24 protein-coding genes are annotated in these 25781 nt (G+C 73.2%); 7 read left to right on the forward strand and 17 right to left on the reverse strand.

Features of this window, described 5'->3' with window-relative positions; genetic code table 11:
• The 11 genes from GA0070564_RS02520 to GA0070564_RS02565 form a co-directional block, all read right to left on the reverse strand.
• Positions 1-1026: a cation diffusion facilitator family transporter gene (locus GA0070564_RS02520; RefSeq protein WP_091601845.1), complete on the reverse strand. Its 1026-nt coding sequence runs from the start codon at positions 1024-1026 to the stop codon at positions 1-3.
• A 61-nt stretch (positions 1027-1087) separates the two neighbouring features.
• Positions 1088-2281, reverse strand: coding sequence for an SIS domain-containing protein (locus tag GA0070564_RS02525; RefSeq protein ID WP_091604411.1), 1194 nt, complete (start codon positions 2279-2281; stop codon positions 1088-1090).
• Between the two features lie 5 nt (positions 2282-2286).
• Complete coding sequence (locus tag GA0070564_RS02530) at positions 2287-2499, reverse strand: Trm112 family protein (protein WP_091601848.1); 213 nt, start codon at positions 2497-2499, stop codon at positions 2287-2289.
• Positions 2500-2560: 61 nt separating this feature from the next.
• Complete coding sequence (locus tag GA0070564_RS02535; protein WP_091601851.1) at positions 2561-3946, reverse strand: phosphomannomutase/phosphoglucomutase; 1386 nt, start codon at positions 3944-3946, stop codon at positions 2561-2563.
• A gap of 69 nt (positions 3947-4015) precedes the next feature.
• Positions 4016-5119, reverse strand: a complete 1104-nt coding sequence (locus tag GA0070564_RS30130; RefSeq protein ID WP_091601854.1) for a hypothetical protein — start codon at positions 5117-5119, stop codon at positions 4016-4018.
• Between the two features lie 138 nt (positions 5120-5257).
• Positions 5258-5956, reverse strand: a complete 699-nt coding sequence (locus tag GA0070564_RS02545) for an endonuclease V (RefSeq protein WP_091601858.1) — start codon at positions 5954-5956, stop codon at positions 5258-5260.
• A complete protein-coding gene (locus tag GA0070564_RS02550) occupies positions 5953-6141 on the reverse strand; it encodes a hypothetical protein (RefSeq protein WP_091601861.1) in 189 nt (62 codons plus the stop codon). The genes GA0070564_RS02545 and GA0070564_RS02550 overlap by 4 nt, the downstream gene beginning before the upstream one ends.
• Positions 6142-6224: 83 nt before the next feature.
• Positions 6225-6536, reverse strand: coding sequence for a hypothetical protein (locus GA0070564_RS28740; protein WP_141714689.1), 312 nt, complete (start codon positions 6534-6536; stop codon positions 6225-6227).
• Entirely contained in the window at positions 6508-10737 is a 4230-nt protein-coding gene (locus tag GA0070564_RS30135) for a toxin glutamine deamidase domain-containing protein (protein WP_091601864.1), read from the reverse strand. Before GA0070564_RS30135 ends, GA0070564_RS28740 begins: the two co-directional genes overlap by 29 nt.
• Positions 10738-10755: 18 nt before the next feature.
• Positions 10756-11100 carry a hypothetical protein gene (locus tag GA0070564_RS02560; protein ID WP_091601867.1) on the reverse strand — a complete coding sequence of 115 codons (345 nt, stop codon included), beginning with the start codon at positions 11098-11100 and terminating at the stop codon, positions 10756-10758.
• Positions 11093-11524, reverse strand: a complete 432-nt coding sequence (locus GA0070564_RS02565) for a YbaB/EbfC family nucleoid-associated protein (protein ID WP_342672523.1) — start codon at positions 11522-11524, stop codon at positions 11093-11095. The genes GA0070564_RS02560 and GA0070564_RS02565 overlap by 8 nt, the downstream gene beginning before the upstream one ends.
• A gap of 75 nt (positions 11525-11599) precedes the next feature.
• Between GA0070564_RS02565 and GA0070564_RS02570 the strand changes: the two genes are divergently transcribed.
• A complete protein-coding gene (locus tag GA0070564_RS02570; protein ID WP_091601870.1) occupies positions 11600-12829 on the forward strand; it encodes an SUKH-3 domain-containing protein in 1230 nt (409 codons plus the stop codon).
• Between the two features lie 7 nt (positions 12830-12836).
• Here the strand turns inward: GA0070564_RS02570 and GA0070564_RS02575 are convergent, their stop codons facing one another.
• Positions 12837-14276, reverse strand: coding sequence for an aldehyde dehydrogenase family protein (locus tag GA0070564_RS02575; protein WP_091601873.1), 1440 nt, complete (start codon positions 14274-14276; stop codon positions 12837-12839).
• A 141-nt stretch (positions 14277-14417) separates the two neighbouring features.
• Between GA0070564_RS02575 and GA0070564_RS02580 the strand changes: the two genes are divergently transcribed.
• Both GA0070564_RS02580 and gabT read left to right on the forward strand, forming a co-directional pair.
• Positions 14418-15854 (forward strand): gamma-aminobutyraldehyde dehydrogenase, encoded by a 1437-nt coding sequence (locus GA0070564_RS02580; RefSeq protein WP_091601876.1) that lies wholly within the window; start codon positions 14418-14420, stop codon positions 15852-15854.
• A 3-nt stretch (positions 15855-15857) separates the two neighbouring features.
• The gene (gabT, locus tag GA0070564_RS02585) at positions 15858-17129 is read left to right on the forward strand and encodes a 4-aminobutyrate--2-oxoglutarate transaminase (protein WP_091601882.1); all 1272 of its coding nucleotides are present in this window, start codon (positions 15858-15860) and stop codon (positions 17127-17129) included.
• A 73-nt stretch (positions 17130-17202) separates the two neighbouring features.
• Here gabT and GA0070564_RS02590 read toward each other — a convergent pair whose 3' ends face one another.
• The 5 genes from GA0070564_RS02590 to GA0070564_RS02610 all read right to left on the reverse strand — a co-directional run bounded on the left by GA0070564_RS02590 (position 17203) and on the right by GA0070564_RS02610 (position 21802).
• Entirely contained in the window at positions 17203-17838 is a 636-nt protein-coding gene (locus tag GA0070564_RS02590) for a M15 family metallopeptidase (RefSeq protein ID WP_091601885.1), read from the reverse strand.
• On the reverse strand, positions 17835-18968 hold the full coding sequence (locus GA0070564_RS02595) for a D-alanine--D-alanine ligase family protein (RefSeq protein WP_091601888.1): 1134 nt from the start codon (positions 18966-18968) through the stop codon (positions 17835-17837). Before GA0070564_RS02595 ends, GA0070564_RS02590 begins: the two co-directional genes overlap by 4 nt.
• On the reverse strand, positions 18965-19987 hold the full coding sequence (locus tag GA0070564_RS02600; RefSeq protein WP_091601891.1) for a threonine ammonia-lyase: 1023 nt from the start codon (positions 19985-19987) through the stop codon (positions 18965-18967). The genes GA0070564_RS02595 and GA0070564_RS02600 overlap by 4 nt, the downstream gene beginning before the upstream one ends.
• Before the next feature lie 100 nt (positions 19988-20087).
• Positions 20088-21140, reverse strand: coding sequence for a sensor histidine kinase (locus GA0070564_RS02605; protein ID WP_091601893.1), 1053 nt, complete (start codon positions 21138-21140; stop codon positions 20088-20090).
• Positions 21137-21802: a response regulator transcription factor gene (locus GA0070564_RS02610; protein ID WP_091601895.1), complete on the reverse strand. Its 666-nt coding sequence runs from the start codon at positions 21800-21802 to the stop codon at positions 21137-21139. Before GA0070564_RS02610 ends, GA0070564_RS02605 begins: the two co-directional genes overlap by 4 nt.
• A gap of 256 nt (positions 21803-22058) precedes the next feature.
• On the opposite strand from GA0070564_RS02610, the gene GA0070564_RS02615 reads away from it, so the two are divergent.
• From GA0070564_RS02615 to GA0070564_RS02630, 4 genes are all read left to right on the forward strand, one after another.
• Entirely contained in the window at positions 22059-22475 is a 417-nt protein-coding gene (locus tag GA0070564_RS02615) for a GntR family transcriptional regulator (protein WP_091601897.1), read from the forward strand.
• Positions 22476-22486: 11 nt separating this feature from the next.
• Complete coding sequence (locus GA0070564_RS02620; RefSeq protein WP_091601900.1) at positions 22487-23377, forward strand: ABC transporter ATP-binding protein; 891 nt, start codon at positions 22487-22489, stop codon at positions 23375-23377.
• The gene (locus GA0070564_RS02625; protein ID WP_091604417.1) at positions 23374-24363 is read left to right on the forward strand and encodes a transporter; all 990 of its coding nucleotides are present in this window, start codon (positions 23374-23376) and stop codon (positions 24361-24363) included. The genes GA0070564_RS02620 and GA0070564_RS02625 overlap by 4 nt, the downstream gene beginning before the upstream one ends.
• 103 nt (positions 24364-24466) lie before the next feature.
• A complete protein-coding gene (locus GA0070564_RS02630; protein WP_091601902.1) occupies positions 24467-25750 on the forward strand; it encodes a sigma-54-dependent transcriptional regulator family protein in 1284 nt (427 codons plus the stop codon).
• Positions 25751-25781 lie beyond the last annotated feature (31 nt).

Consider the following 25781-nt stretch of genomic DNA (forward strand, 5'->3'; position numbering starts at 1 on the left):
TCAGCCTCCGGTGTGGCCGGCCACCCCGCCCGTGGCGGGCGCGGGGTCGGCATCGGCCTCCGTCGGCGTGACGGCGGTCTCGGCGGCGGCGCCGGTGCCGGCCCGGTCAGCGGCGACGCTGTAGATGTCCGGCTCCAGGTAGATCACCCGGGCGATCGGCACGGCGGTCCGGATCCGAGCCTCCACGGCGTTGATGCCGCGGGCCAGATCCTGCGCGCTCTCGCAGCGCGGCACGCCGATCTTCGCGGCCACCATCAGCTCCTCGGGGCCGAGGTAGAGGGTCTTCATGTGGATGATCCGCTCGACCTCCGGGCCGTCGGTGACGGCCCGCTCGATCGCCGCCAGGTCCTTCGGCTCCGCGCCCTCACCGAGCAGCAGGCTCTTGGTCTCGAGCGCCAGGACGATCGCGATGATCACCAGCAGGATGCCGATCATCGCGGTGCCCGCGGCGTCCCACCTGCCGTTGCCGGTGATCAGGGTCATTCCGACGCCGAAGAGCGCGAAGACCAGACCGACCAGGGCACCGAAGTCCTCCAGCAGCACCACCGGCAGCTCCGGAGCCTTGGCCCGGCGGATGAACCGCACCCAGCTCTGGTTGCCCCGGGTGTGGTTGGACTCCTTGATGGCGGTCCGGAAGGAGAAACCCTCCATGCCGATCGCGGCCACCAGCACGGCGACCGGCACCCACTGCCAGCTGTCGATACCGTGCGGATCCGACCACTTGTGGTACGCCTCGTACAGGGCGAAGAGGCCACCCAGGGTGAACAGCACGATCGCCACGATGAACGCGTAGATGTAGCGCTCCCGGCCGTAGCCGAAGGGGTGCTGCGGGGTGGCCTCCCGCTTGGCCCGCTTGCCGCCGAGCAGCAGCAGGCCCTGGTTGCCCGAGTCGGCGACCGAGTGGATCGACTCGGCCAGCATCGACGAGGAGCCGGTCAGCAGGAAGGCGACGAACTTGGTGACGGCGATGCCGATGTTGGCCAGCAGGGCGGCGATGATCGCCTTCGTCCCGCCGTTGGCGCTCACGCCGCCGCCCCCGTCCCGGCCGTGGTGAGCCGGTGCGTGCCGGGTCGGTTCGTTCGATCGCTCACTGGTTCGACAGCTCCTTCATTTCGGTGATCGCCGGGACCGCCATCGGGTCCAGGCCATGGGCGAGCGCGAGGTAGATCGAGGCGAAGTCCGGCACCGCCATCAGCGAGGCGAGCCGCTCCAGAGCGGAACCGCCCTCGGCGGTCACCACGTCACAGCGCACGCCCCGCCGCTCGGCGAGGGTCTGCACGGCGTCGGCGCGCCGCTCCTCCACCGCCAGCGGCTCGTCGGTGTCGTCGTCGGCGTTGAGGCCGCCGTCGCGCAGGATGACCAGCCGCAGTCGGGTGGCGTCGCCGTCGGAGCCGTCCGGGTCGGCGAAGATGTCCCGCCCCGACTCGAACAGCCCGCCGAAGACCCCGTCGAGCAGCCCGACCCGGCCCCGGCCGGCCTCACCCAGCGCCCCGGTGACCACCGGGTAGCGGGCGTTGGCCGACAGGGTGTCACCGAAGCGACGGGCGGCCACGGTGGCAAGCGGCGACGAACCCCAGACGATCGGGACCGAGCCGGCCAGCCCCAGGGCCAGCGACTTCGCCGGGTTGACGAACGACTCGGCGGTGGGCCGGCACCGGTCGGCGTCGGCGTCGAGCCGCGCCGCGGTCTCCGCCAGATCCGCCTCGTTGACCTTCACGAGGCCGAGACTACGGGCGGCGAGCAGGACCGGCACGGTGAGCGCCCAGAGGCTGGCCCGGGCCGGGGCGCGACGGGGCACCGGGATGAACGGCGCCCGGGCCCGCTCGGCGACGGACTGCAACTGCGAGTCGGGGGCGCCGACGGCGACCAGCCGGGCGCCGCGCCGGTGGGCGGCCTCGGCGGCGCCCAGCGCCTCGGGGCTGCGCCCGGAGGCGCTGACCGCGATCACCACGTCCGCCGCGCCCACCCAACCGGGCACCCCGGAGCTGCGGTGCGAGATGACCGGCACCGGACAGCGCGGGCCGGCCACCGTGGCCAGCACGTCACCGGTACGCGCCGCGGTGCCGATGCCGGCGACCACCACCGCGCGGGCGCGCAGGTCGTCGGAGAGCATCGACAGGTTCGCCTCGGCGGCCAACGCCGCGGACTCCCGGACCTGAGCGCCGGCCGAGGCGGTGAACCGCAGCATGCCGCCCGGATCGCTTTCGGCCAGCCGGGCGGGATCGTCGAGCAGCGCCTCGTCGGCGTGCCGGTGACCGCTCACCCCGGCGGTGCCGTCCATCTCCATCACCGGTCGGCCGCCGACGCGTCGCGCCCGCCGTCCGCGGCCGGGCCACCCCGTGCCTCGTCCAGCAGCAGCACCGGCACGTCGTCGCGGACCTCGAAGATCCGGCCGCACTCGGTGCAGGTCAGGGTCTGCGCCTGCGGGTCGTAGTCGAGCGGGGCGTGGTGCGTGTCCGGGCAGGCGAGGATCTCGAGCAACTGCGGGTCCAGGGCCACGGCGCGGCTCCTTCCACGTGTGCGGTCGACCGGTCGGCGGTGCCGACCGGCGCAGGGGATCTTATCGGCGAACCCGGTCGAGCACCTCGTCGCGAAGCGAGATCATCCGCTCCTCGGACGGGGCCTCGACATTGAGCCGCAGCAGCGGCTCCGTGTTGGAGGCGCGCAGGTTGAACCAGGCGCCGTCGGGGAAGCGCAGGGTGAGCCCGTCCAGCTCGCCGACCTCCGCCCGCGGGTACGCGGCCCGCACCTCGGCCACCTTCGCCGCCTGGTCGTCGACCGTGGAATTGATCTCACCCGAGGCGACGTAGCGTTCGTACCCGGCGGCCAGCTCGGACAGGGGCAGCGGCTGCTCGCCGAGAGCGGCGAGGGTGTGCATGGCGGCCAGCATGCCGGTGTCGGCGAACCAGAAGTCGCGGAAGTAGTAGTGCGCCGAGTGCTCGCCGCCGAAGACGGCGTTGGTCCGGGCCATCTCGGCCTTGATGAACGAGTGCCCGACCCGGGCCACCACCGGCCGGCCGCCATGCTCACGGATGATCTCCGGCACCGCCGCCGAGGTGATCGGGTTGTGGATCACCGTGGAGCCCGGGTGCTTGGCCAGCTCGCGGACGGCCACCAGGGCGGTGATCGCCGACGGGGAGACCGGTCGGCCACGCTCGTCCACCACGAAGCACCGGTCGGCGTCCCCGTCGAAGGCCAGCCCGAGGTCCGCGCCGTGGGCGACGACCGCCCGCTGGAGGTCCACCAGGTTGGCCGGGTCCAACGGGTTGGCCTCGTGGTTGGGGAAGGTGCCGTCCAACTCGAAGTAGAGCGGCACGATCGTCAGCGGCAGGGCCGGCAGCACCGCGTCGCCCAGCACGCTGGGCACGGTGTGGCCGCCCATGCCGTTGCCGGCGTCGACGACCACCTTCAACGGGCGGATGCCGGAGAGGTCGACCAGTTGACGCAGGTGGGCGGCGTACTCGGGGCGCAGGTCCCGCTGCTCGGCCGGGGCGGTCGGCTCGCCGGCCGGGGCGGCCTCGCCCTTGTCCAGCAGCGCCTCCGCCCGGTCCCGGATCTCGGCCAGCCCGCTGTCCTGCCCGATCGGGCGGGCGCCGGCCCGGCACATCTTGATGCCGTTGTACTTCGCCGGGTTGTGGCTGGCGGTGAACATCGCCCCGGGCAGGTCGAGCGCGCCGGAGGCGTAGTAGAGCATGTCCGTGGAGGCCAGCCCGATCTCGATCACCGCGCGTCCCTCGGCGCGTACGCCGGCCGCGAAGGCGGCGGCCAGGCCCGGTGAGGTGGCCCGCATGTCGTGCCCGATCACCACCGCGTCGCCCGGCTCGCCGGTGGCCGCCAGGAACTGGGTGAAGGCGGCACCGATGGCCTGGGCGACCGGTTCGTCCCACTGCTCCGGGACCGTGCCCCGGACGTCGTAGGCCTTGATGATCTGGGACAGATCAGACACCGGTTTCGCTCCTCAGCCGCAGGTCGTCAACGCACCTGAGCGTATCGGAGGAGCAACCGGCATCCCGGCTCAGCCGGGCAGGCGGGGCATCACCGTGGTGGCGTCGCCGCCACTCGCCGCATCCGGCGGCGGGGTGCCCGGCCCACCCTGACCGGAGTGCGGGGCGGGAGCGGCGGGCGGGGTCGGGGTGGCACCGGTGCCGCCGCCGTAGACACCACCGGCGGGACGGGGCGCCGGCGCGCCGTACACGCTGCCCGACGGGGCGGACGGCTGGCCGTACACCTGCCCGGTCGGCGTGGGCGCGGGGCCGCCGGCGCGGTAGGTGGTGGGCGCCCCGCCACGCGGCAGCGGCGCGCCCGGCCACTCGGACGGCTCGGCCGCCGGCGGCTCCTCGACGGCGGCCCGGTCGGCGCGGGAGCGACGGACCAGCAGGATGATCAGGCCCGCACCGAGCAGCACCAGCGCCAGGCCGACGAGCATGATCGGCGACACTCCGGAACCCTCCTCCTGGGCGGCCGGCTGGGCGCTCCGGCTGTCGAGGGCGGCAGCCACCGCCGACGGGGGCTGGCTGGGCGCCGCCGGCTCCACCGTCGCGACCGCGCTCGGGGTCGGCGTCGGGGTCGGGGTCGGCTCCGGCGTGGCGCTGGGCGTCGCGGAGGGCGTGGCGGCAGCGGCCTGGCCACCCACCACCCGGGCCCGGTCGGCCCCCCGGTCGAGCACCTTGCCGAAGGCGTTGGTGGCCTCACCGACGACGGTCAGCGAACCATCCGGCGCCCCGGCCAGGAACGCCACCCGGTATTTGACGGTGACGCTCTTGCCCTTGCAGAGGGTGGGATTCGACGGCGTCGTCGGCCCGGTCTGCACGCCGCGACCGCCGTCACCGACCGGTGCCGGCCACCAACGCCCGCCGAAGTTGACCTGCACCTGCACCTGATCGGCGGAGAGCCCGTCGAGGCGCAGACCGAGCACCGTACGGAGCAGGACGCAGCCGTCGCTGCGCTTGCGCACCTCCACCGAGACACCGCCCGGGGAACCGCCGGCCTTGAACGTGTCGGCCGAGCGCACCCGCACCGAGTCGTCCTCCGCGAGGGCCGGTGACGCCCCGACGGCCACCAGGCCGCCCAGCAGCGCGCAGACCGTCGCGAGTCGCGCCGCGTGCCGACGTACCGACATGTTCACCTCGCAGTTCCTCCCCGGACGCGGCCCGACCCCTTCCAGTGGGGCCGGTCCTCCTCGGTCGGGGTCCGGCGGACAGGCTACTACCGGCCCCGGACGGTCCCCGGTCATAGAGCGGTCCGGATGTGCGCCGCGTTACCTTCCCTGGCCCGACCGCAGGTGCCCCCGAAGGGCGTCCCGACAGAGCCGGTCGGCGGTGCGGACGGTCTCCGGCAGCCGGTACCGCGGCGACACCGCCAGCACCCGCGCACACGCGTTGTCGAGACTGATCCCGTGCCCGACGCTGACGAAGACCGGCTTCACCCCGTCCCGGGTCCGCAACACCCGGCCCAGCACCTCGCCACCGTCGTCCCGCAACGCCGACCAGGCACCCCGCCGCGCGGCGGGCGGCCCCCACCGGCCCACCAGCGGCGTCTTCCCCACCCCGACCGTCGGCAGGCCGGTCACCACACCCAGATGGCAGGCCAGCCCGAACCGGCGCGGGTGGGCCAGCCCGTGCCCGTCACAGATCAGCACCTCCGGGCGGACGGTCAGCCGGTCCAACGCGTCGAGCAGCGCGGGCAGCTCCCGGAACGCGAACAACCCCGGCACGTAGCCGAAGGCGGGACGGCCGACCACCACGGCGGAATCCACGACGGCCAGGCTCCGCGCGTCCAGCACCGTGACGGCGGCCGCGAGCAGGTCATCGTCCTCGGCGTACGCGACGTCCAGGCCGGCCACCGTCGCGGGCTCGGTGGGCCCCGGCCCGACCAGGTCGACCAGGGGCCGCAGGGCGTCCTGGATCGCGTACGCCTCCTCGACGGTGCGCGGTGTCTCCCACCCCGAGAAGGTCATTCGGCGGTGGCCTGTCGGGCGGCCGTGCGACGGCGGTCGAGGCCGACGGCGTGCAGGGCGCTGCCGTACGCGACGCCCACGACGACGCCGAGGATGCCGCCGAAGATCCACATGCCGAGATACAGGCCGATCACCATGCCCAGCAGGAGGGTGACGGTCTCTCGGCCGAGGTTTCTGATGCGCACGGACGGACCGTATTACTGGCGGGCAAGCATCGACGGCCCCCTCGTCACCCTCTGATGCAAGCCAGCAAGCTGACTTTGACCAGTCAGTCGTCAGATCCGGACAGCCGATCCCGGCGACTTCGCTGGAAAATGGCTCGCGCAAGCTCCTCTTCGGGGAGTGGGGCTCCGCCCGTGATACCTCGAACGACGACCTCGGCGGAGGATCGATCAACGCTTGTGACCCGATCGAAGTTCCGGTAGTCGTCCAAGAATCGGATGACCAATGCCGGGTTGTACACCCATGCATGCTCGCGCTGATCCCACAGGATGGCGTCTCCGGTAGCCACATCCATGATAATCATTCCGGCCGGATCGGCCCGATCTTCGTTACGGTAGATTACGTAATAGCTCAGCATGCCGCTCTTCCAGAACTCCGAAAATCGATGGGGAAATCGGAAAGTCGTCCACCGTGAGCCCGACTGCTCGTGCCACCGCCACGAAAGACGGACCACCACCGACGTCCTCCAGATAACGGCGCCAAACCTCCGGGTATGTGGCGATCCACTTTGCGAAAGTAGCATCCTTGGCCGGGAATCGTTCGACCAGCCCAGGCGGAACCAGATCCGGCATTCCAAGTGCCTTGTTGACGACGAGCATCTCCAAGAAGGCATCCACGCGACTTACGGGCGACTCCCCCACTCGGCGGAGGATCTCGTAAGCTGTGTGCGTTCGCAGCCAGGCCTCTCGTGAGGAATCACTGTGAAGTTGAAGCTCGAAGACCTGACCTTGAGGGCCGACAATAGTGCAGTTCATTCCATAAAAACGGTTCCCCTTGCGCCAGAAATTCTTACAGTCGCTGTCGTTGACCATGAAACCGAGTTGGTTCAACTCGGAGAGGATCCGATCCACTGCGGGGCTGTAAGCCTCAGGGCCGGGCATTGCGAATGTAAACCTCAGCACGTCGTTGATCGAACGCTCGAACTCCTCCATGGGTACGCCAGAAAGGCTGGCCTCGTCCGCATACTTGCGAGTCAACGACTCCAGGCTCTTGACTCTGAACTGCTGATCCCGCAGGGCTACCGGCGAGGACAGCTTCAACGCGCTCGTCACCCGGTCGGCGACGACTTCTAAGGCATGCTGTACCTCGTTCGCGGCGGCGGAGGCTCCTTGGCGCATGCGCTGTAGTGCCTGCTGCTCAGGCAGCGACAGGCGCTGCCAGGTGTCGCCAAAGGAACCAGCCTGCGCGGGGCCTCCTGGCGCAGCGCCCGGTGCCGAACCCGGCCCTTCCAGCAGGTACACCCGGTTGAAGTCAGGATCGCCGTAACCGGCTTGGTCCTCTAGGGTTGACGGGTACTCCGGGAGGTCAGGAAGCTCACTGAACCGGCCTCGCGCAAGGTCCCGGAAGGGCTTGGGGCGGCCGTCACCGGCGAGAACGAGCGCATCGATAGCGACCACGTTGTCGCGCCAAGGAACGCCTGCGTGCGAGTAGAGGGGGCGATCGCTGACCGCTCCGCACTGGGGGTCGAGGTAGAGGATCGTCCCGTTCTGGTTGAGCGCCACCCAGGCGTGGGATCCGCCGTCCTCCCACTGGGTGATGAGGAAGGCGTAGGCCCCGTGACCGCCCAGCCTGAGCTGGTCGTGCAGGTTGCGGTAGCCGCGCTGCACCGCGTGGTGCTCGGCAACATGGTCTCGCGGCTCACCCGCGGGAGCGCCGACGAGCTTCTGGAACCGTCCGCCGGTGACCTCCTCCACTCGGCGCGGGCCGCCGTTCTCACCCAGGATGGGCCGGCGGATGTCGCCGTCCGTGTAGCCGTCGAAGGTACGCGGCGCGGAGACCCGTGGCCGGCCGTGTACCCAGGTGTCGTAGAGCGACAGGGTGCAGTCCAGGCAGTTGATGCCCCGGGTCGGGTCGGCCTCCGGTCCGCCGTCGTTGGCCAGCGCGAACCAGCCGCCCTGCCGGGGATCGGCGGTACGCACGACGCTGCCGTCGGGGTTGCGCGGCATCTGCCGTTCGAGGTCGGTCTGGTGCAGGGCGAGCGGGGGCCGCAGGCCGCCCGGAACGCCATACGGGCGGGAGCGGTCAGTGGGCGGGGGTATGTCGTCACCGGTCAGCGCCGAGCGGTCGCCGGTCTCCACGGCACCGAGGGCCAAGTCCGCCACGTCGTCGTTGATCCGCCGGAAGTCCTCAGGGTCGTCAACGACGACCGTCGTCGGTAGGAACCGGCCCTCACTGACCGCCTGAGCTTGGTCTGTGTAGTGGTAGGAATCGTTCTCTTCGAGCCGGCTCGCCTCGAAGGTGTGTTCAGCTCGTAGACCCAAGCCCGCCCGGGCCATGTCCCTGGCCCGTCTCTTCAACCAGCGAGCGCGCTCCAAATGTCCGTCGGCCAACCTTCGTAGCCGGCCGGTCAGTCGCTCGCGGCGTCGGTCCTCGTACCACCTGCGCTGCGCCTCGAAGTAGCCCTGGTAGCGGCGTCGCTCGAAGGCGTCACGCTCGGCTGCCCAAACGGCCGCATACCACTCCGGGGTCCGGGGTCGCAGGTCCGCGGGATCGGCCGCCGGAGGCGGAGCCGGCGGGTCCACGGGCGGTGTCAGGGGGGTCCCAGGGTTCAGGACCTCGAACACCGACCGTCGGTGGGCCGCGCCGGCCGCATCCGTATCCGTGTGGGGTGTGACGCCGCCTCCGGCGGACGGGACGGAGGTGTCCGCCGGGCCGGTGGAGCCGTGCCGCTGGTGCGGGACGGAAGGGCTGGCCCTCTCGGGTGACGGGATCGTCGGGTTACGCGTGGACGCGTCCACGGTCGCCGCAGCGGACTGCGGCACAACCGGCACGGGCGACCCGGCAGCGCCATGGGAGCCGAGGGCGCCCGTTCCGGTGCCGTTGAGCGGGGTCCGGACGTCGACCGGATCCACCTGAGGAGCGACCAGGTTTGCCGTCGACACCACCGGGGCGGCGGTGGCGGTGGTCGGGCCGCTGACGGTCGCCGGTGGCGGCGCCGGTTGACCTCCGGTCGCGACACCCGATCCGTGCTGCGGCGACACGGTGGACGACGGGTCGACCGCCACCGCCGACAGTGCCGGGCCCACGTGGGCGGCCGATCCCGCCTCGTCCGTTGACGGCGCCGGGCCGACGTGCGCCGCCGATCCCACCTGGTCGGGCGAGACGACCCCGACCTTCGGATGACTGGCGTCCACGGTGCCCACCGCCGAGACGTCAGGGGACACCGGCGCGACGGTCAGCGGAGCGGGCTCGACCTGGTGGGAGACCGACCCGACCAGTCCCGTCGACTCCGCAGCCTGAACGGGTGTCACGGGGGCGGCGGACGTCGACTGGAGGTGAGCGACGGACGGGGTGTGGCTGACATCGGCCGAAACGTCGGCCCGTTCTACGGCCGGTGGCGCCGGCTGCTCCACCATCTCCAGCGGAGACGCCAACCGCGGCGCCGGAATCCGACCGTCAGCCCCAGCCCCAGCCCCAGCCCCAGCCCCAGCCCCAGCCCCAGCCCCAGCGGAAAGTGCACCACCGGCCTCTGCCGTGTCCCCGCCCGCCAGCTCAGGTGGCGGCGGGAGCGGCAGTTCCATCGGCGCGATGGGTGCGCCCAGGGCCGCCATCCGACCGTCGAGACCGGCACGCAGAGCGTGGTCCGCCTGCCCCGTGGCCGAGCCGGTGGTCCCGGAGACGGCGGCACGGGCGGCATCCTCCATCGAGAGGATGCCCTGACCGGTGGCCAGCCCGGCGGCGCCCTCGGCCAGGGTCTCGCCGCCCATCTCCCGCCCGAAGTGCTCGGCGATCCGGGCACCCCGGCCGTGCGCGTGCCGGCCGAGACCGGCCAGCGGCGCCACCGCTCCCCCGGCCGCCCCACCCAGGGCGGAGGTGCCGAGGTCGACGAGGTCGAGGCCGTCGCGGCGTCCGGTGGTGTTCTGGTACGCCTGGGTGGCCAGGCTGACGCCGGCCTCCTCGGCGGCCTCCTCCAGGCCACCCTTCACGGCGTGCCTGCCCAACCCGCGCAGCCCGCCCTTGGCCACCTCCTTGGCGGCCCGCTCCCCGGCCTCCTTGAGCCCCTTCTTCAGTTCCTTCTTGGCGAGCTGCACCAGCAACCGCTTGAAGATCTGCTGCACCACGGCTCGGCTGGCGGTGACCGCCGCACCGGCGGCCGGCGAGGCGGCGCCGGCGGTCGCCACGGCGAGCACCGCCACGGACATCAGCTCGACGACGAGGATGCCCAACTCGATCCAGACCTCGAGCTTGGCCGCCTCGATGTCGGTGCCGCACCCCTCGACCAGCCGACCGAGGTCGTCGGTGAACGCGAGCAGGACGCCCAGGGGTGCGTCGTCACCGTCGGCGATCCGCCGCCAGGCGGCGTCGAACGCCTCGGCCACCATCCCGACGCCGCCGTATCCACTGCCCACCTCGGTCGCGGCGGCGATCGCGTCGGCCCGCGGGCCGGCGAGTGTCCCGGCGACGCCGTACCACTGGTCGGCCAGGTCCCAGACCGACCGCTCGTTGCCCTCCGGCCACTCCACTCCGACGACCCAGTCGAGGGCCTCGTAGACCCAGCCGGGCAGGTGCCAGGGGCAGAAGTCCAGCGGGTGCGGGATCGGGCTGGGCAGGGTGGTCACGCCGGTCCTCCGCGTCGATCAGTGCCGGGAGCCGTGCCGGCCGGATATCCCGTCCAGCCGCTGGCCGCTGGTGACGTCGACGTCCACGGTGGCGGTGACGGAGGACGTCACGTCGGCACCCAGCCGCTGGATCGCCTCGCCCAGGCCCTCCCAGGCGCGCAGCAGCATGCCCTCGTACGTCCGGTAGTTCTTCTCGAACGCGGCCCCGATGTCATCCCGCCCCCAGGGCCGCTGGGAGCTGGCCGCCGCGATCGCGCCGCCCACCTCGTGCCGACGAGCGGTGACGTCCTCCCCGGCCAGGCGCAGGTCGGTGGCGCCGCGACTCGCCCGATCGGGGTCGAGCCAGAGCTGTTCCTCAGTCATGCGGGCCGCCCTCGCCGCGGAGCGCGGCGTCCGCCCGACCCAGCAGTGCCCCGAAGTCGCCGCTGCGCAGGAACTCCGCCGAGCCGGGCCCGTCGGGGAGGTAGCCGCCGACCAACTCCTGGGTGGCCGAGGTGGCCGCGGTGGCGGCTCGCTGCACAGTCCGGGTGATCTTCCGACTCAACACCTCGGCGTCCCGGTCCCGGAAGACGGCCGGGGAGAGCTGCACCGAGATCACCTGACCGCGCGCGCCGACGGTCGCGATCACCTGCCCGTCGTCCGAGCGTTCGGTGACCCGCAGCTCGGCCAGCCGGGTCTGCAGTTCGTCCAATCCGGACCGGAGCCGCTGGTACTGCCCGTACACATCGTCGAAGCGGGCCCGGAGCGCCCGATTGGCCTGCCGGTCGACACTCTCGGTCAACGTCACCCTCCCCCGGTCACGTTCAGTCAGGGAGACCATACCGGGCGCCACGAATCCGTGGGGTCCGGTAGTTTCACGGCTGTGATCGATCGCCAGCAAGCGGAGCAGCTCGCCACGGTCTGGGCCCGCCGCGACTCACAGCGCCTGGGATTCGAGTGCCGGGCCACGGTCGACGAGTTCGACCTCGGCTACATCATCAGGTCCACAGTGGCCCGCGAAGTGCAGGCGCTCCCGGGTGACCTGCCCACCACGGTGGTCGACAAGGAGACCGGCGACGTCTCCACCTGGCCGCGGGTGCCCGCCGCCGTGGTCGAGCAGATGTACCGGCGCAGCCGCCCCGCCGACCCGGCCCCGCGCACCGTCGACCCGGCCAGCCAACTGCTGCGCGAGATCCGCCGGCTACCGACGCCCGGCACGGCCGCCCACCTCACCGTCGAGGGCCGGACGTACGTGGCGCACGGCGCCAAGGGCGACGTCGAGCTCAACCACCACCCGATGGTCCGCGCCTACCTCGACGGGCTGCCGGCGGGTCGCCTGGTCCGCGGCGGCGAGCGGCACGCCGAGATCATCGTCGTCTCGGACGTCCTGCACGAGTACGACCACCGCCGCGAGGCCGCCGGCGACGGACCGCTGACCGTCGGGGACGCGATGACGCTCTTCGAGGGCAGCCGGCTCCAGGTCTTCCAGATCCGCGAACCGGGCGACCGCAACGGCGGTGAGGTCCGGGACATCTGCGAGTCCTGCACCAGGGCGCTCGTGCGCTTCGGGGTTCTGCCCTGGGGCGAGCTGGGCGGCCTGGTGGATCCGCCGCCATATCCGCGCACGGTGCCGGATCCGGACCGTTTCCCACCGGAGGTCGCCCAAGCACTCGCCGAGGCCGGCTGGGACCAGAACGAATTCAACGACGCGATGGCCGAGGGAGCCATCGCGGAGACCTGCGAGGTGGAGGGCCGGCTCTACCGTCATGAGCCGTTTCCCGCAGCGGAACGCGTGTTTCTCGACTTCCCCGCCATCGTGACCCTAAGAAGCCGCCCGGGCCGGGAGATCTGGATCCGTCAGTTCGACACCAACCCGGTCTGGGCGGCACACACCGCCGACACCCTCGCCGACTTCGCCCAGGTCCTCGGCGTACGGCTCTTCCCGATCGGCACCGAGCGGCAGGACAGCATCCTCGCCGTTGACGAGCACGGCCGGATTTTCGCCCTGGACCAGGCCGGCGAGTGGTTCATCGGCCCGGACATCGACACCGCGCTGACCAACCTGCTGCTCGGCATCGCCCCCGCCCGGGTGCGCGACGACGGCACCTGGTGAACCGCCCCTACAGCTCCAGCCCGGTCAGCACCGTCACCCGCGGCTCGGTGTAGTCCTCCATCGCGCTGCGCAGCCCCTCCCGCCCCACGCCGGACCCCTTCACCCCGCCGTACGGCATCTGGTCGGCCCGGTACGACGGCACGTCGCCGACGATCACCCCGCCGACCTCCAGGGCCCGCGAGGCGGCGAAGGCCATGTCCAGCCGGTGGGTGAAGACGCCGGCCTGCAACCCGTACGCCGAGTCGTTGACGGCGGCGAACGCGGCCCGGTCGTCGGTGACCGGGGCGACCACCAGCACCGGCCCGAACACCTCCTCCCGGCACACCTTCGCGTCCGCCGGCACCCCGGAGAGCACGGTCGGCGGGTAGGTGGCGCCGTCGCGCCGCCCGCCGACCTCGATGGTGGCACCGGCGGCGACGGCCTCGTCCACCCACGCCTCGACCCGGCTGGCGGCGTCGACGGACACCAGCGGTCCCACGTCCGTCAGCTCCGACGAGGGGTCGCCGGTGCGCAGCGCCTCGACGGCGGCGACCAGCCGGGGCAGGAACCCGTCGTAGAGCCATTCGTGCACGTAGACCCGCTGCACGGCGATGCAGGACTGCCCGGCCTGGTAGTTGGCGAAGGTGGCGATCCGGTGCGCGGCGAAGGTCAGGTCCTCGTCGGAGTTCCAGTCCTCGCAGATCACCGCCGCCGCGTTGCCGCCCAGTTCGAGGGTGACGTGCTTCTCCGGCGCGGCCCGGCGGATGGCCGCGCCGACCGGCCCGGAGCCGGTGAAGGAGACCACGGGCAGCCGGGGGTCGGCGACGAGTTCGGCGGCACGCTCGTTGGGCAGCGGCAGCACCGAGAAGATGCCCTCGGGCAGGTCGGTCTCGGCGAGGAGGTCGCCGAGCAGCAGCGCCGTCAGCGGAGTGGCCGGGGCGGGCTTGACGATGATCGGGGCGCCGACGGCGAGGGCCGGGGCGACCTTGTGGGCGACCAGGTTGAGCGGGAAGTTGAACGGCGCGATGCCGAGCACCGGGCCACGCGGCACCCGCCGGACCAGGGCGATCCGGCCGTTGGCCGCCGGGTCGGTGTCGAGGCGTTGCAGCTCGCCGGAGAAGCGCCGGGCCTCCTCGGCCGCCCAGCGGAAGGTGGAGACGGCCCGGCCGACCTCGGCGCGCGCCCACTTGACCGGTTTGCCGTTCTCGGCGGTGATCAGCGCGGCGACCTCGTCGGCCCGTTCGGCGAGCCGGCGGGAGACGTGGTCCAGGGCCGCCGCGCGGGCGTGCGCGGGCAGGGCCGCGGCCTGCGCGGCCACCCCGGCCGCGGCGGCGACGGCGGCTTCGACCTGGTCGGGCGTGGCCCAGCTGGTACGCCCCACCGCCCTGCCGTCGTACGGGTGGGTGACGGTCAGTTCGCCCTCGCCGTGGGCGGGGCGGCCGGCGACATAGAAGGCTCTCGGCTCCACGCTCCGGAGCGTAGACGACGCAGGTTCGCGCGGAAACAGTTGCCCATGCCCTTGTCTGCCGCGAATTCAGTAGCCAAGATGGCAGTCAGATTGCGATAACCTCCGCTCACCTCCCCCCGGCCACCCCTCGGAGACATCCTCATGAGCGACCAGCAGCAGCTGCGCAACTTCGTCAACGGCGAGTACGTCGACCCGGTGGACGGCGGCTACGCCGACCTGATCGACCCGTGCACCGGGGAGGTCTTCGCCCAGGCCCCGGTCTCCGGCAGGGCGGACGTGGACGCGGCGATGAAGGCCGCCGCCGACGCCTTCGAGGGCTGGCGGGACGCCACCCCGGGCGAGCGGCAGAAGGCGATGCTCAGGCTCGCCGACGCCGTCGAGTCCCGGGCCGCCGAACTGGTCGATGCCGAGGTGCGCAACACCGGCAAGCCCCGCCAGCTCACCGCCGAGGAGGAGCTGCCGCCGGCGGTGGACCAGTTCCGGTTCTTCGCCGGCGCCGCCCGCCTGCTGGAGGGGCGCTCGGCGGGTGAGTACATGGCCGGGCACACGTCGTACGTGCGGCGGGAGCCGATCGGCGTCTGCGCCCAGGTGACGCCCTGGAACTACCCGCTGATGATGGCGGTCTGGAAGATCGCGCCGGCGCTGGCGGCCGGCAACACGGTGGTGCTCAAGCCGTCGGACACCACGCCGGTGTCGACGCTGCTGCTGGCCGAGATCGCCGCCGAGTTCTTCCCGCCGGGGGTGTTCAACGTGGTCTGCGGCGACCGGGACACCGGTCGTACCCTGGTGTCGCACCCGACCCCGCAGCTGGTGTCGATCACCGGCTCGACCCGCGCGGGCATGGAGGTCGCCTCCGCCGCCGCGCCGGACCTCAAGCGCACCCACCTGGAGCTGGGCGGCAAGGCCCCGGTGGTGATCTTCGACGACGCGGACGTCGCGGCGGCGGCCGAGGCGATCGCGGTCGGCGGCTACTTCAACGCCGGCCAGGACTGCACGGCGGCCACCCGGGTGCTCGCCGGCCCGGGGATCCACGACGACTTCGTGGCGGCGCTGGCCGAGCAGGCCCGCAACACGAAGACGGGCGCGCCGGACGACGCCGACGTGCTCTACGGCCCGCTGAACAACGCCAACCAGCTGGCCCGGGTCAGCGGCTTCGTCGACCGGCTGCCGGACCACGCGGCGATCCAGACCGGGGGCTCCCGACAGGGCGAGCGCGGCTACTTCTACGCGCCCACCGTGGTCTCCGGGGTACGCCAGCAGGACGAGATCATCCAGGACGAGGTGTTCGGGCCGGTCATCACCGTGCAGCGCTTCTCCGACGAGGACGAGGCGGTGCGCTGGGCCAACGGCGTCGACTACGGCCTGTCCGCGTCGGTGTGGACGAAGGACCACGGCCGGGCGATGCGGATGACCCGCCGGCTGGACTTCGGCTGCGTCTGGGTGAACACCCACATCCCGTTCGTCTCGGAGATGCCGCACGGCGGCTTCAAGCACTCCGGGCACGGCAAGGACCTCTCGGTCTACAGCCTGGAGGACTACACCCGGATCAAGCACGTCATGCACAACATCGAGGGCTGACCGATGGCGTCGAGCGAGGAACTGCACAAGCGGCGGGGCGCCGCCGTAGCGCGCGGCGTGGGCAGCACGATCAGCGCGTACGTCGACCACGCGGGCGGTGGCACGATCACCGACGTCGAGGGTCGGGAGTGGATCGACTTCGCCGCCGGCATCGCGGTCACCAACGTCGGCAACTCCGCCCCGCGGGTCGTCGAGGCGGTCCGGGCGCAGGTGGAACGCTTCACCCACACCTGCTTCATGGTCGCGCCGTACGAGTCGTACGTGGCGGTCTGCGAGCAGCTCAACGCGCTGACCCCGGGTGACTTCGAGAAGCGCTCGGCGCTGTTCAACTCCGGCGCGGAGGCGGTGGAGAACGCCGTCAAGATCGCCCGGCACGCCACCGGGCGGCCGGCGGTGGTGGTCTTCGACCACGCGTACCACGGGCGGACGAACCTGACCATGGCGTTGACGGCGAAGAACATGCCGTACAAGCACCGGTTCGGGCCGTTCGCCGGTGAGGTCTACCGGGTCCCGATGTCGTACCCGCTGCGCGACGGCGGGCTGGACGGGGCGACCGCGGCGGCCCGGGCGATCGAGCTGGTGGAGAAGCAGGTCGGCGCGGAGAACGTCGCCGCGCTGCTGATCGAGCCGATCCAGGGCGAGGGCGGTTTCGTCGTACCCGCGCCGGGGTTCCTGCCGGCGTTGCGCGAGTGGGCGACGGGCGCCGGGGTGGTCTTCGTCGCCGACGAGATCCAGACCGGGTTCTGCCGCACCGGGGACTGGTTCGCCTGCCAGCACGAGGGTGTGGAGCCGGACCTGGTCACCCTGGCCAAGGGCATCGCCGGCGGCCTGCCGCTGGCGGCGGTGACCGGGCGGGCGGAGCTGATGGACGCGGTGCACGTCGGTGGGCTCGGCGGCACGTACGGTGGCAACCCGATCGCCTGCGCGGCGGCCCTGGCGACCATCGAGACCATGCGTGAGCTGGACCTGGCCGCCGCCGCCCGGCGGATCGGGCAGGTGATGGGCGACCGGCTGCGCGCGATCGCCGCCCGCGACCCCCGGGTCGCCGAGGTACGCGGCCGGGGCGCGATGCTCGCCGTGGAGATCGTCGTGCCCGGCACCCTGACCCCGGACCCGGCGGCGACTGCGGCGATCTCGGCGGCCTGCCACGCCGCCGGGCTGCTCACCCTGACCTGCGGCACCTACGGCAACGTGCTGCGTTTCCTACCGCCGCTGGTCATCTCCGACGACGAGCTGGCCCGAGGCCTCGACATCCTCGACGCCGCCTTCGGCTGACCGGTCGGCTTCCGGTCGTGGAACACCACGGGCGCGGGTCCCCCAGGAGTCGCCCGTGGTGTTCCACAGGTGGTCACAGCGGGCCGTAGCGGGTGTGCGGCGCTCCGGTGACGAGTGCCCAGTACCGGTCGCCGTAGGACCAGTGCCACCACTCGGTCGGGTAGTTCACCAGTCCCGCGCCGCTCAGCGCGGCCACCAGGATCCGCCGGTTGCGCCACGCTGAGACCGGGATGTGCCGGGCCTCGGTGAAGCAGGCGTCCGCGCTCTCCTCCGGGGTGGCGTCCAGCGCCGTGCCCATCGCCAGCTCGACCCCGTCGCTGTCGCAGAGCGTCAGGTCCACCGCGCCGCCGGTGCTGTGCGGCGCCACCTCGACCGGCGAGACGAACTTGGTGGTCTCCCGGTGCAGCCGGTCCGCCGACCAGTCCGGGTGCCGTCGCCGCAGCTCGTCCCGGTAGCCGGTGAAGATGTCGAGCTGCGCCCGGTACGGCCGGTAGCCCTCGACCACGAGCAGGCGCAGGCCGGCGGGGAGCGCGCGCTGCGCCGCCAGCAACCGGTCCGCGACCCCGCGCCGCACCTGCGCGTACGCCCCGGCGGCGTCGGCGGCCCGCCCGTCCACCAGTAGCAGCGGCACCTCGCGCAGGTCCACCAGGGGTTGGCCGTCGTCCCGGCTGGACACCGCGGCGACCCGGGGGTCGGAGAGCAGGATCACCGGGCACCCCCCGGGTGCCCGCCGGACGGCCGGGCCGCGTGGCGGTCGAGGGCGAGCGCGACCAACCGATCCACCACCTCCGGGTACGCGACGCCGGAGGCGGCCCACACCTTCGGGTACATCGAGTGCGCCGTGAAGCCGGGCAGCGTGTTCAGCTCGTTGACGAACAGCTCGCCGGTGCTCTCGTCGTAGAGGAAGTCGACCCGGGCCAGACCCCACCCGCCGATCGCGGCGAACGCCCGCACGGACAGCTCCCGGATCCGCGCGGTGACCTCGTCGGGCAACGGCGCCGGGACGATCATCGGGTCGGTGTCGCCGAAGTACTTCTGGCGGTAGTCGAACCAGCCGCCGGCGACCCGGACCTCGCCCACCGTCGACGCCTCCGGCCGCCAGCCGCCGAGCACGCCGCACTCCAGCTCCCGGCCGGTCACCCCCTGCTCGACGAGCACCACCTGGTCGTGCCGGAACGCCTCCTCGACGGCCGCCGCCAGGTCGTCGTCCCCGGTGACCCGGGAGATCCCGATCGAGGAGCCCATCCGGGCCGGTTTCACGAACAGCGGCCGGCGCAGCCCGACCACCAGCTTCTCCGGGTTCTCCGCGGCCCGCCAGGTGGGCTCGTCGAACCACACGTGCGGGGTGGTCGGCACGCCCTCGGCCCGCAGCGCCCGCTTCATCGCCACCTTGTCCATCCCGACGGCGGAGGCGAGGATGCCGCACCCGACGTACGGCACGCCGAGCGACTCCAGCAGCCCCTGCACCACGCCGTCCTCCCCGTACGGGCCGTGCAGCACGGGGAAGACCACGTCCAGCTCGGCGTGCCTGGTGGCGGGCGCGTCGGCGGCGGTGACCGCGACCGTGCCGGTACCCGCCCCGCGCCGCAGCTCCACCGCCGGCCCGGTCACCGGCAGGCGGTCGTCGATGGCCCGGCCGGCGGCGACGGTGGTGAGGTGTCGCGTCAGCACCGGTTCCGGCACCATGCGCAGCCCGCCGGTGCGGGTGAGCCCGAGCGCGACCACGTGGTGGCCCCGCTCGGCCAGGGCCCGGGCCACGCCGAGCGCCGAGGCGCAGGAGACCTCGTGCTCGGCCGACGGCCCGCCGAACAGCACACCGATCCGCGTCGTCCCGGTCATGCCGCCACCGCCGCGTGCGTCGGCGCGCAGGCGAGCCGGGCCACCAGGTCCGCCTCGACGTTGCCGCCGGTCAGCAGGACGCCGATGGTCCGTGGGCGCTCCCACGGGCCGGCGTCGTCGCGGGCGGCCAGCCGCAGCGCGCCGGCCAGCCCGGCCGCGCCGGACGGCTCGACGACCACCTTCAGCTCCAGCAGGAGCAGCCGGAACGCCTCGGCGATCGCGTCGTCGTCGACCCGGATCACGTCCCGGACCGCGTCCCGCGCCACCGCGAACGGCAGCTCACCGACGCAGCCAGGGCGGAGCCCGTCGGCGAGGCTGGGCGCCGGGGCGACCGGGGTGGGCCGGCCGGCTGCGAGGCTGCGGGCCAGCGAGTCGCAGCCGACCGGTTCGACGCCGTGGACGGCGATCGGGGTACCGGCGGCGGCCAGGCACGCGCCGGCCACACCACCGCCCCCGCCTACCGGCACCACGAGCGCGTCCAGCGGGGTGCCGCGCCGCTCCGCCTCCTCGATCAGCTCCAGGCTGGCGCTGCCCTGCCCGGCCACCACGTCGGGGTGGTCGTACGCGTCGACCAGCGGGTGGCCGTCCGCGGCGGCGATCCGCCGGGCGACGGCCAGCCGCTCCTCGACCGTGGTGCCCGCCCGGACCACCCGGGCGCCGGCCGCCCGGGCCCGGTCCACCTTGACCGGCGCGGCGTCGTCCGGCAGCACCACGGTCGCGGCCAGCCCGTGCCGGCGGGCGGCCAGCGCCACCGCGACCGCGTGGTTGCCGGTGCTCTGCGCGACCACGCCGGTGTGGCCGGCGGCGGCGAGCCGCCCCACCGCCAGCGTCGCGCCGCGCATCTTGTAGGAGCCCCCGTCCTGGAGGTTCTCCGCCTTGAGCAGGATCCGGGCGCCGGCCAGGCGGTCGATGACCGGGCTGTGCAGCACCGGGGTGCGGGCCACCAGGCCGGTCAGCGCTCGGGCGGCCTCCTCGACGTCGGCCCGGGCCGGCAGCGCCGGCGCGTGTGTTCGGGGCATGGTCTCTCCTCGGTTCGGCGGACGCGGCGGCGCCGGGTCCGTTCGGGCAGGTGGCATCGCGGGACGCCGCGACGGCGGGTCCCGTGGTGTGCGGAGGGGGTCAGCGCACGGTGGGCAGGTGGACGTCGACCCGCAGGCCGCCGTCCTCGCCCGGGCGGGCGGCGATGAGGCCGCCGTGCGCCTGGGTGATCGAGCGGGCGATGGCCAGGCCGAGCCCGGCGCCGTCGCCCTGGTTGGTGCGGTCCCGGGCGAGGCGCCGGAACGGTTCGAAGAGGCCGGCGACCGCCTCACCGGGCACGGCCTGGCCGCTGTTGGTGACCGTCAGCGCCGGGTCGCCGTCGACGGCGACGACGAGCCGGCCGCCCGGCCGGTTGTACTTGATCGCGTTCTCCACCAGGTTGCCGACCAGGCGTTCCAGCAGCACCCGCTCGCCGGGCACGATCCGGGGGAGGAGCCGGCTCTGCACCGTCACGCCGGCCTCGGCCACCCGGTCGGCGTACGCGGCCAGCACACCGGCGACGACCTCGTCGAGGCGTTGCGGGGTGGAGGAGCGCAGCCCCTGGTCGCTCTCGCTGAGCGTGAGCAGGCCCTCGATCAGCCGCTCGTTGCGCTCGTTGGTGGCCAGCAGTTGGGCGGTGAGCAGGTCGAGCTGCTCACCGGTGAGCGATCGGGCCATGCCGACCTCGATCAGCGTCCGCTGCACCGCCAGCGGGGTCCGCAGCTCGTGCGAGGCGTTCGCGGCGAACCGCCGCTGCCCCTCGTAGCCGGCGGTGACCCGGTCCATCATGTCGTCGATGGCCCGGGCGAGCCGGGCCAGCTCGTCCCGGCCGCCACGGCGGATCCGGTAGCCGAGGTTCTGCGGTCCCAGGTTCGCGATCGGGTCGGCCAGGTCGCGTACCGGGCGCAGGCACCAGCGGGCCCCGGCCCACACCGCCACACCGGCGGCCAGCAGCACCAGCGGCTCGAACAGCAGCTGGACCAGCGGGACGAACGGTCGGGCCGGGTCGCACACCGCGCCGATCGAGGGCAGCCCGCAGAACTGCCGGGCCCACCCCCACACCAGTACGAACAGCCACCTGACCACGTAGGGCAGCAGGTATCCGGCGAGCAGGGCGAGCACCCCGACCAGCAGGACGCGCCGGCGGGGGCTCACGCCGGCTCGCCGATCCGGTAGCCGGCCCTGGGCACGGTGTGCAGGACCGACGGCTGACCGAGCTTGCGGCGCAGCGTCATGACGGTGACCCGGACCGCGTTGGTGAACGGGTCGGCGAACTCGTCCCAGGCCTGTTCCAGCAGCTCCTCGGCGCTGACCACCCGGCTGCCGGCGCGCATCAGCACGTGCAGGACGGCGAACTCCTTGGGGCTCAGGCCGAGCGGACGCCCGTCCCGGGTGGCCGTGTGCGCGGCCACGTCGAGCACCACGCCGTGCCGTTCCAGCACCGGCGGCACCGCCGGGGTGGACCGCCGGCCGAGGGCCTGCACCCGGGCCACCAGCTCGGCGAACGCGAACGGCTTGGTCAGGTAGTCGTCCGCGCCCAGCCCGAGGCCGGCCACCCGGTCCCGGATGCCGGCCGCGGCGGTGAGCAGCAGCACCCGGGTGCCGGCGTCCGACCCGGCCAGGCTCCGGCACACCTCGTCGCCGGTGGCGCCGGGCATGTCCCGGTCCAGCACCGCCACGTCGTACCGGTTGACGCCGATCCGTTCCAGCGCACCGTCGCCGTCGTAACAGACGTCGACCGCCATGGAGAACCGCCGCAGCCCCTCGGCGACCGTGTCCGCCAACAGCCGCTCGTCGTCCGCCACCAGCACCCGCACCGCTATCGCTCCCCCGTGTCTTCCCGTCGTCCCGCACACGGTCGCAGGTCGGAGATAAGGGTTCCGTAAGCGTCCGTCGTCGACAACCAGGCCGGAGGCGCCGCCGCGCCGTCTGGGGCGTTCGTCCGGACGGGAAGGGCCACCCGGCGCACGGGAGTGACCCGGATCACGCCGGGACTCCCGCAGGGGCTGCGTAGAGGCGCCGCGCTGCCCTATAGTCCTACTGTCGTAAGACAATAGAGAGGACTGGTCCCGGGTGATCGAGTTCGTACTGGACGGCCGGTCCAAGGTGAACACGTACGTGCAGCTGATCCAGCAGGTCAAGCAGGCCCTGCGAGTGGGGCTGCTGACCCCCGGCGACCAGTTGCCGAAGGTCCGGGACGTCGCACAGTCACTGGCGATCAACCCGAACACGGTGCTCAAGGCGTACCGCGAGCTGGAGATCGAGGGCCTGGTGGAGGGTCGCCCCGGGGTCGGCACCTTCATCCGGCGCACCCTCGCCGGCCCGTCCCTGGCCAACCAGGCCGAGCTGCGCGAGGAACTCGTCGCCTGGGTGCACCGGGCCCGAGCCGCCGGGCTCGCCCCGGAGGACGTCACCGCCCTGGTCGAGACCACCATGCGGGCCGCACTCGCCGCCGAAGCGTCGCGCGGCGAGACCGTACGAGCGGAATGAGAGGACAGCGAATGGAGATCGCGCTCGAAGCCGAGCAACTCGGCAAGCGCTACGGAAAGAGCTGGGCGCTGCGGGACTGCTCGCTGCGCCTGCCCGCCGGGCGGATCGCCGCCCTCGTCGGGCCCAACGGCGCGGGCAAGAGCACCCTGCTGCACCTGGCGGTCGGGCTGCTGAAGCCGGACGCCGGCACGATCCGGGTCTTCGGCCAGTCGCCGTACGACAACCCGGCGGTCCTGCCGGAGATCGGCTTCGTCGCGCAGGACACCCCGCTGTACCGCGACTTCACCGCCGCCGAGCTGGTCCACCTCGGCGGCCGGATGAACCGCCGATGGGACGCCGCGTTGGCGCGTGACCGGCTCGGCCAACTCGGCATCCCGCCGAGACTGCCGGTCGGCAAGCTCTCCGGCGGCCAACGAGCCCAGGTCGCCCTCGCGCTCGCCCTGGCGAAGCGCCCTCGGCTGCTGCTGCTCGACGAGCCGGTCGCCAGCCTGGATCCGCTGGCCCGGCGCGAGTTCCTCCAGTCGCTGATGGGCAGCGTCGCCGAGTCCGAGACGACCGTGCTCCTCTCCTCGCACCTGCTGGCCGACCTGGAACGGACCTGCGACCACCTGATCGTGCTCAACGCCGCCCAGGTGCGGCTCACCGGCGCGGTCGACGACCTGGTGGCCGCGCACCGGCAGCTGGTCGGCCCGCGCCACGACGGCCGCCCGGTCGGCGGGGTCGCCGCGGTGGTCCGGGCCAGCCACACCGACCGGCAGTCCACCCTGCTGGTCCGCGTCGACGGTCCGGTCAACGATCCCGCGTGGACGGTGCACGACGTCGGCCTGGAAGACGTCGTCCTGGCCTACCTGGCCGACGACGCGCAGCAGAACCGGCACAGCGAGTGGGAGGTGCCGGCATGATCTGGCTGACCTGGCGGCAACACCGCAGGCAGGCGTTCTTCACCCTGCTGGGATTCGCGGCGCTGGCCGCCCTGATGGTGCCGATCGGCCTGTCGATGCGGCACAGCTACGCCGAGCTCGGGCTCGCCGAGTGCGCACGCCAGCTCGCCGCCACCGACGTGACACCGGCGACCCGGGAGGCCTGCGACGCGGGCTTCTACCGATTCACCAACCGGTACGGCGACCTCAACCTGCTGGCCGTCCTGCTGCTCGCCCTGCCGGTGCTGGTCGGCCTCTTCTGGGGTGCCCCGCTGGTCGCCCGTGAGGTCGAGCAGGGCACGCACCGGTTCGCCTGGACCCAGGGCATCCCCCGGAGCCGCTGGGCGCTGACGAAGTTCGGGCTGGTCGGCGCTGCCGCGGTGGCCCTCGCGGTCTGCTACGGGCTGGGGATGTCGTGGTGGGTCGAGCCGCTCACCCGCAGCGCCCGTGAGGGCCGGTTCGGCCTGATCGTCTTCGACCTCCAGGGCGTCGCCCCGGTCGGGTACACGGTCTTCGCCGTGGCGCTGGGCATCTTCGCCGGCACCGTGTGGAAGAAGATGCTGCCCGCCATGGGCATCACCCTGGCCGGGTTCCTCGGCGTACGGGCGGCGGTGGCGATCCTGGCCCGACCGCACTACCAGCCGGCCCGGACCCTCGCCTTCCCCATCGAGGGCGCCACCGAGACGACCCTGGAACGCGGCGACTGGATCCTCGCCCAGGGCATCCGGAGCGCCGACGGGGCGATGGTGGCGGAGGACAGCAGGATCATGTGCCCACCCGGCGGCAAGGGGCCGGACGGCCGGGCCTGCGGCGCCGAGCTGGGTCTCCAGCCGGGCGCGTACAACTGGCAGCTCTACCAGCCGGCGGACCGGTTCTGGCTGTTCCAGGGCATCGAAACCGGCATCTTCGTCGCCCTCGCCGTGCTCCTGCTCTGGCTGGCCGTCCGCCGTATCCGCCGCATCTCCTGAGTGGGAGGTGTTAAGAGGGGGCCCCTGCTATACCGCAGGCGTTAAGAGGGGGCCCTTCCTTTCGCGCCGGAGGCGCGGCACGATGGGCGGGAGGAGGTCGCCGATGGCTGACCCGTGGCTCGCCCTGGAGTTCGGCGCCGATCCGGCCGAGCGGATCGCGCAGGTGGGCGCCGCCCACGAGGCCTTCCTCGCCGCCGGCACCGCCCCCGACCGGGTGCGCGAGGTGGTCCGCCGGTCCTGGGAACGCTCGGCGCTGCTCGACCCGGAGACCTCCGCGCCGGTCGACCTGACCGACGACGCGTTGGAGAGCTACCGGGCCGCCCACCCGCTCGCGCCGGTGCTGCCGCTCTTCCGGGACCTGCTCGGCGGCATCGCCCAGGACGGCGCGCACCTGATGGCGGTCTGCGACGCGTACGGGCGGCTGCTCTGGGTGGAGGGGCATCCGGGGGTGCTGCGGCACGCCGAGCGGATGAACTTCGTGCCGGGGGCCCGCTGGGACGAGGGGCACGCCGGCACCAACGCCCCCGGCACGGCACTGGCGGTGGACCACAGTGTGCAGATCTTCGCCACCGAGCACTTCGTCCGGCCGGTGCAGCGCTGGACCTGCGCCGCCGCGCCGATCCACGACCCGGCGACCGGGCTGCTGCTCGGGGCGGTCGACATCACCGGCGGGGACCACCTGGCCACCCCGCAGAGCCTGGCGCTGGTCCGGGCCACCGCGCGGGCCGCCGAGGCGTACCTGGCCGGGGGGCGGCCGGTCGACCCGGACGTGGTGCACCTGTCGGCGCTGGGCCGCGACGAGGCGGAGCTGCGGGTGGCCGGGCGGCGGGTGCGGCTGGGTCGCCGGCACAGCGAGCTGCTGGTGCTCCTCCTCGACCATCCGCAGGGGCGCACCGGGGAGCAGTTGGGCCTGGACCTCTACGGCGACGACCGGCTCCACCCGGTGACGCTGCGGGCCGAGCTGTCCCGGCTGCGCCGCACGCTCGGCCCGGAGCTGCTGGACTCCCGCCCGTACCGGCTGCGCGGGACGGTGCGCGCCGACTTCCGTACCGTCTCCGGGCTGCTCGACGCCGGGGACGTGGCGGGGGCGCTGCGCGCGTACCCGGGGCCGTTGCTGCCCGGCTCCGACGCGCCGGGAGTCGCCCGGCTGCGCCGGCTGATCGACGGGCAGCTGCGGGCGGCCGTGCTGGCCGCGGCGGATCCGGCGCTGCTCGCGGCCTGGACCGCCACCCCGGCCGGCGCCGACGACCTGACCGCCTGGCAGGCCCTGGCCCGGGCGTTGCCGCCGGGCGCGCCGCGCCGGCCACTCGCGCTGGCCCGCGCCCGCCAGCTCGCCACGGAGTACGACCTGCCCCGCGCAACGTCGCTGCAACGTGCCCGAAACTAGCCTCGCCGTCGTCACCCCTGCCGGACGACGG

Source organism: Micromonospora mirobrigensis (genome assembly GCF_900091555.1).
Classification (GTDB): Bacteria; Actinomycetota; Actinomycetes; order Mycobacteriales; family Micromonosporaceae; genus Micromonospora; species Micromonospora mirobrigensis.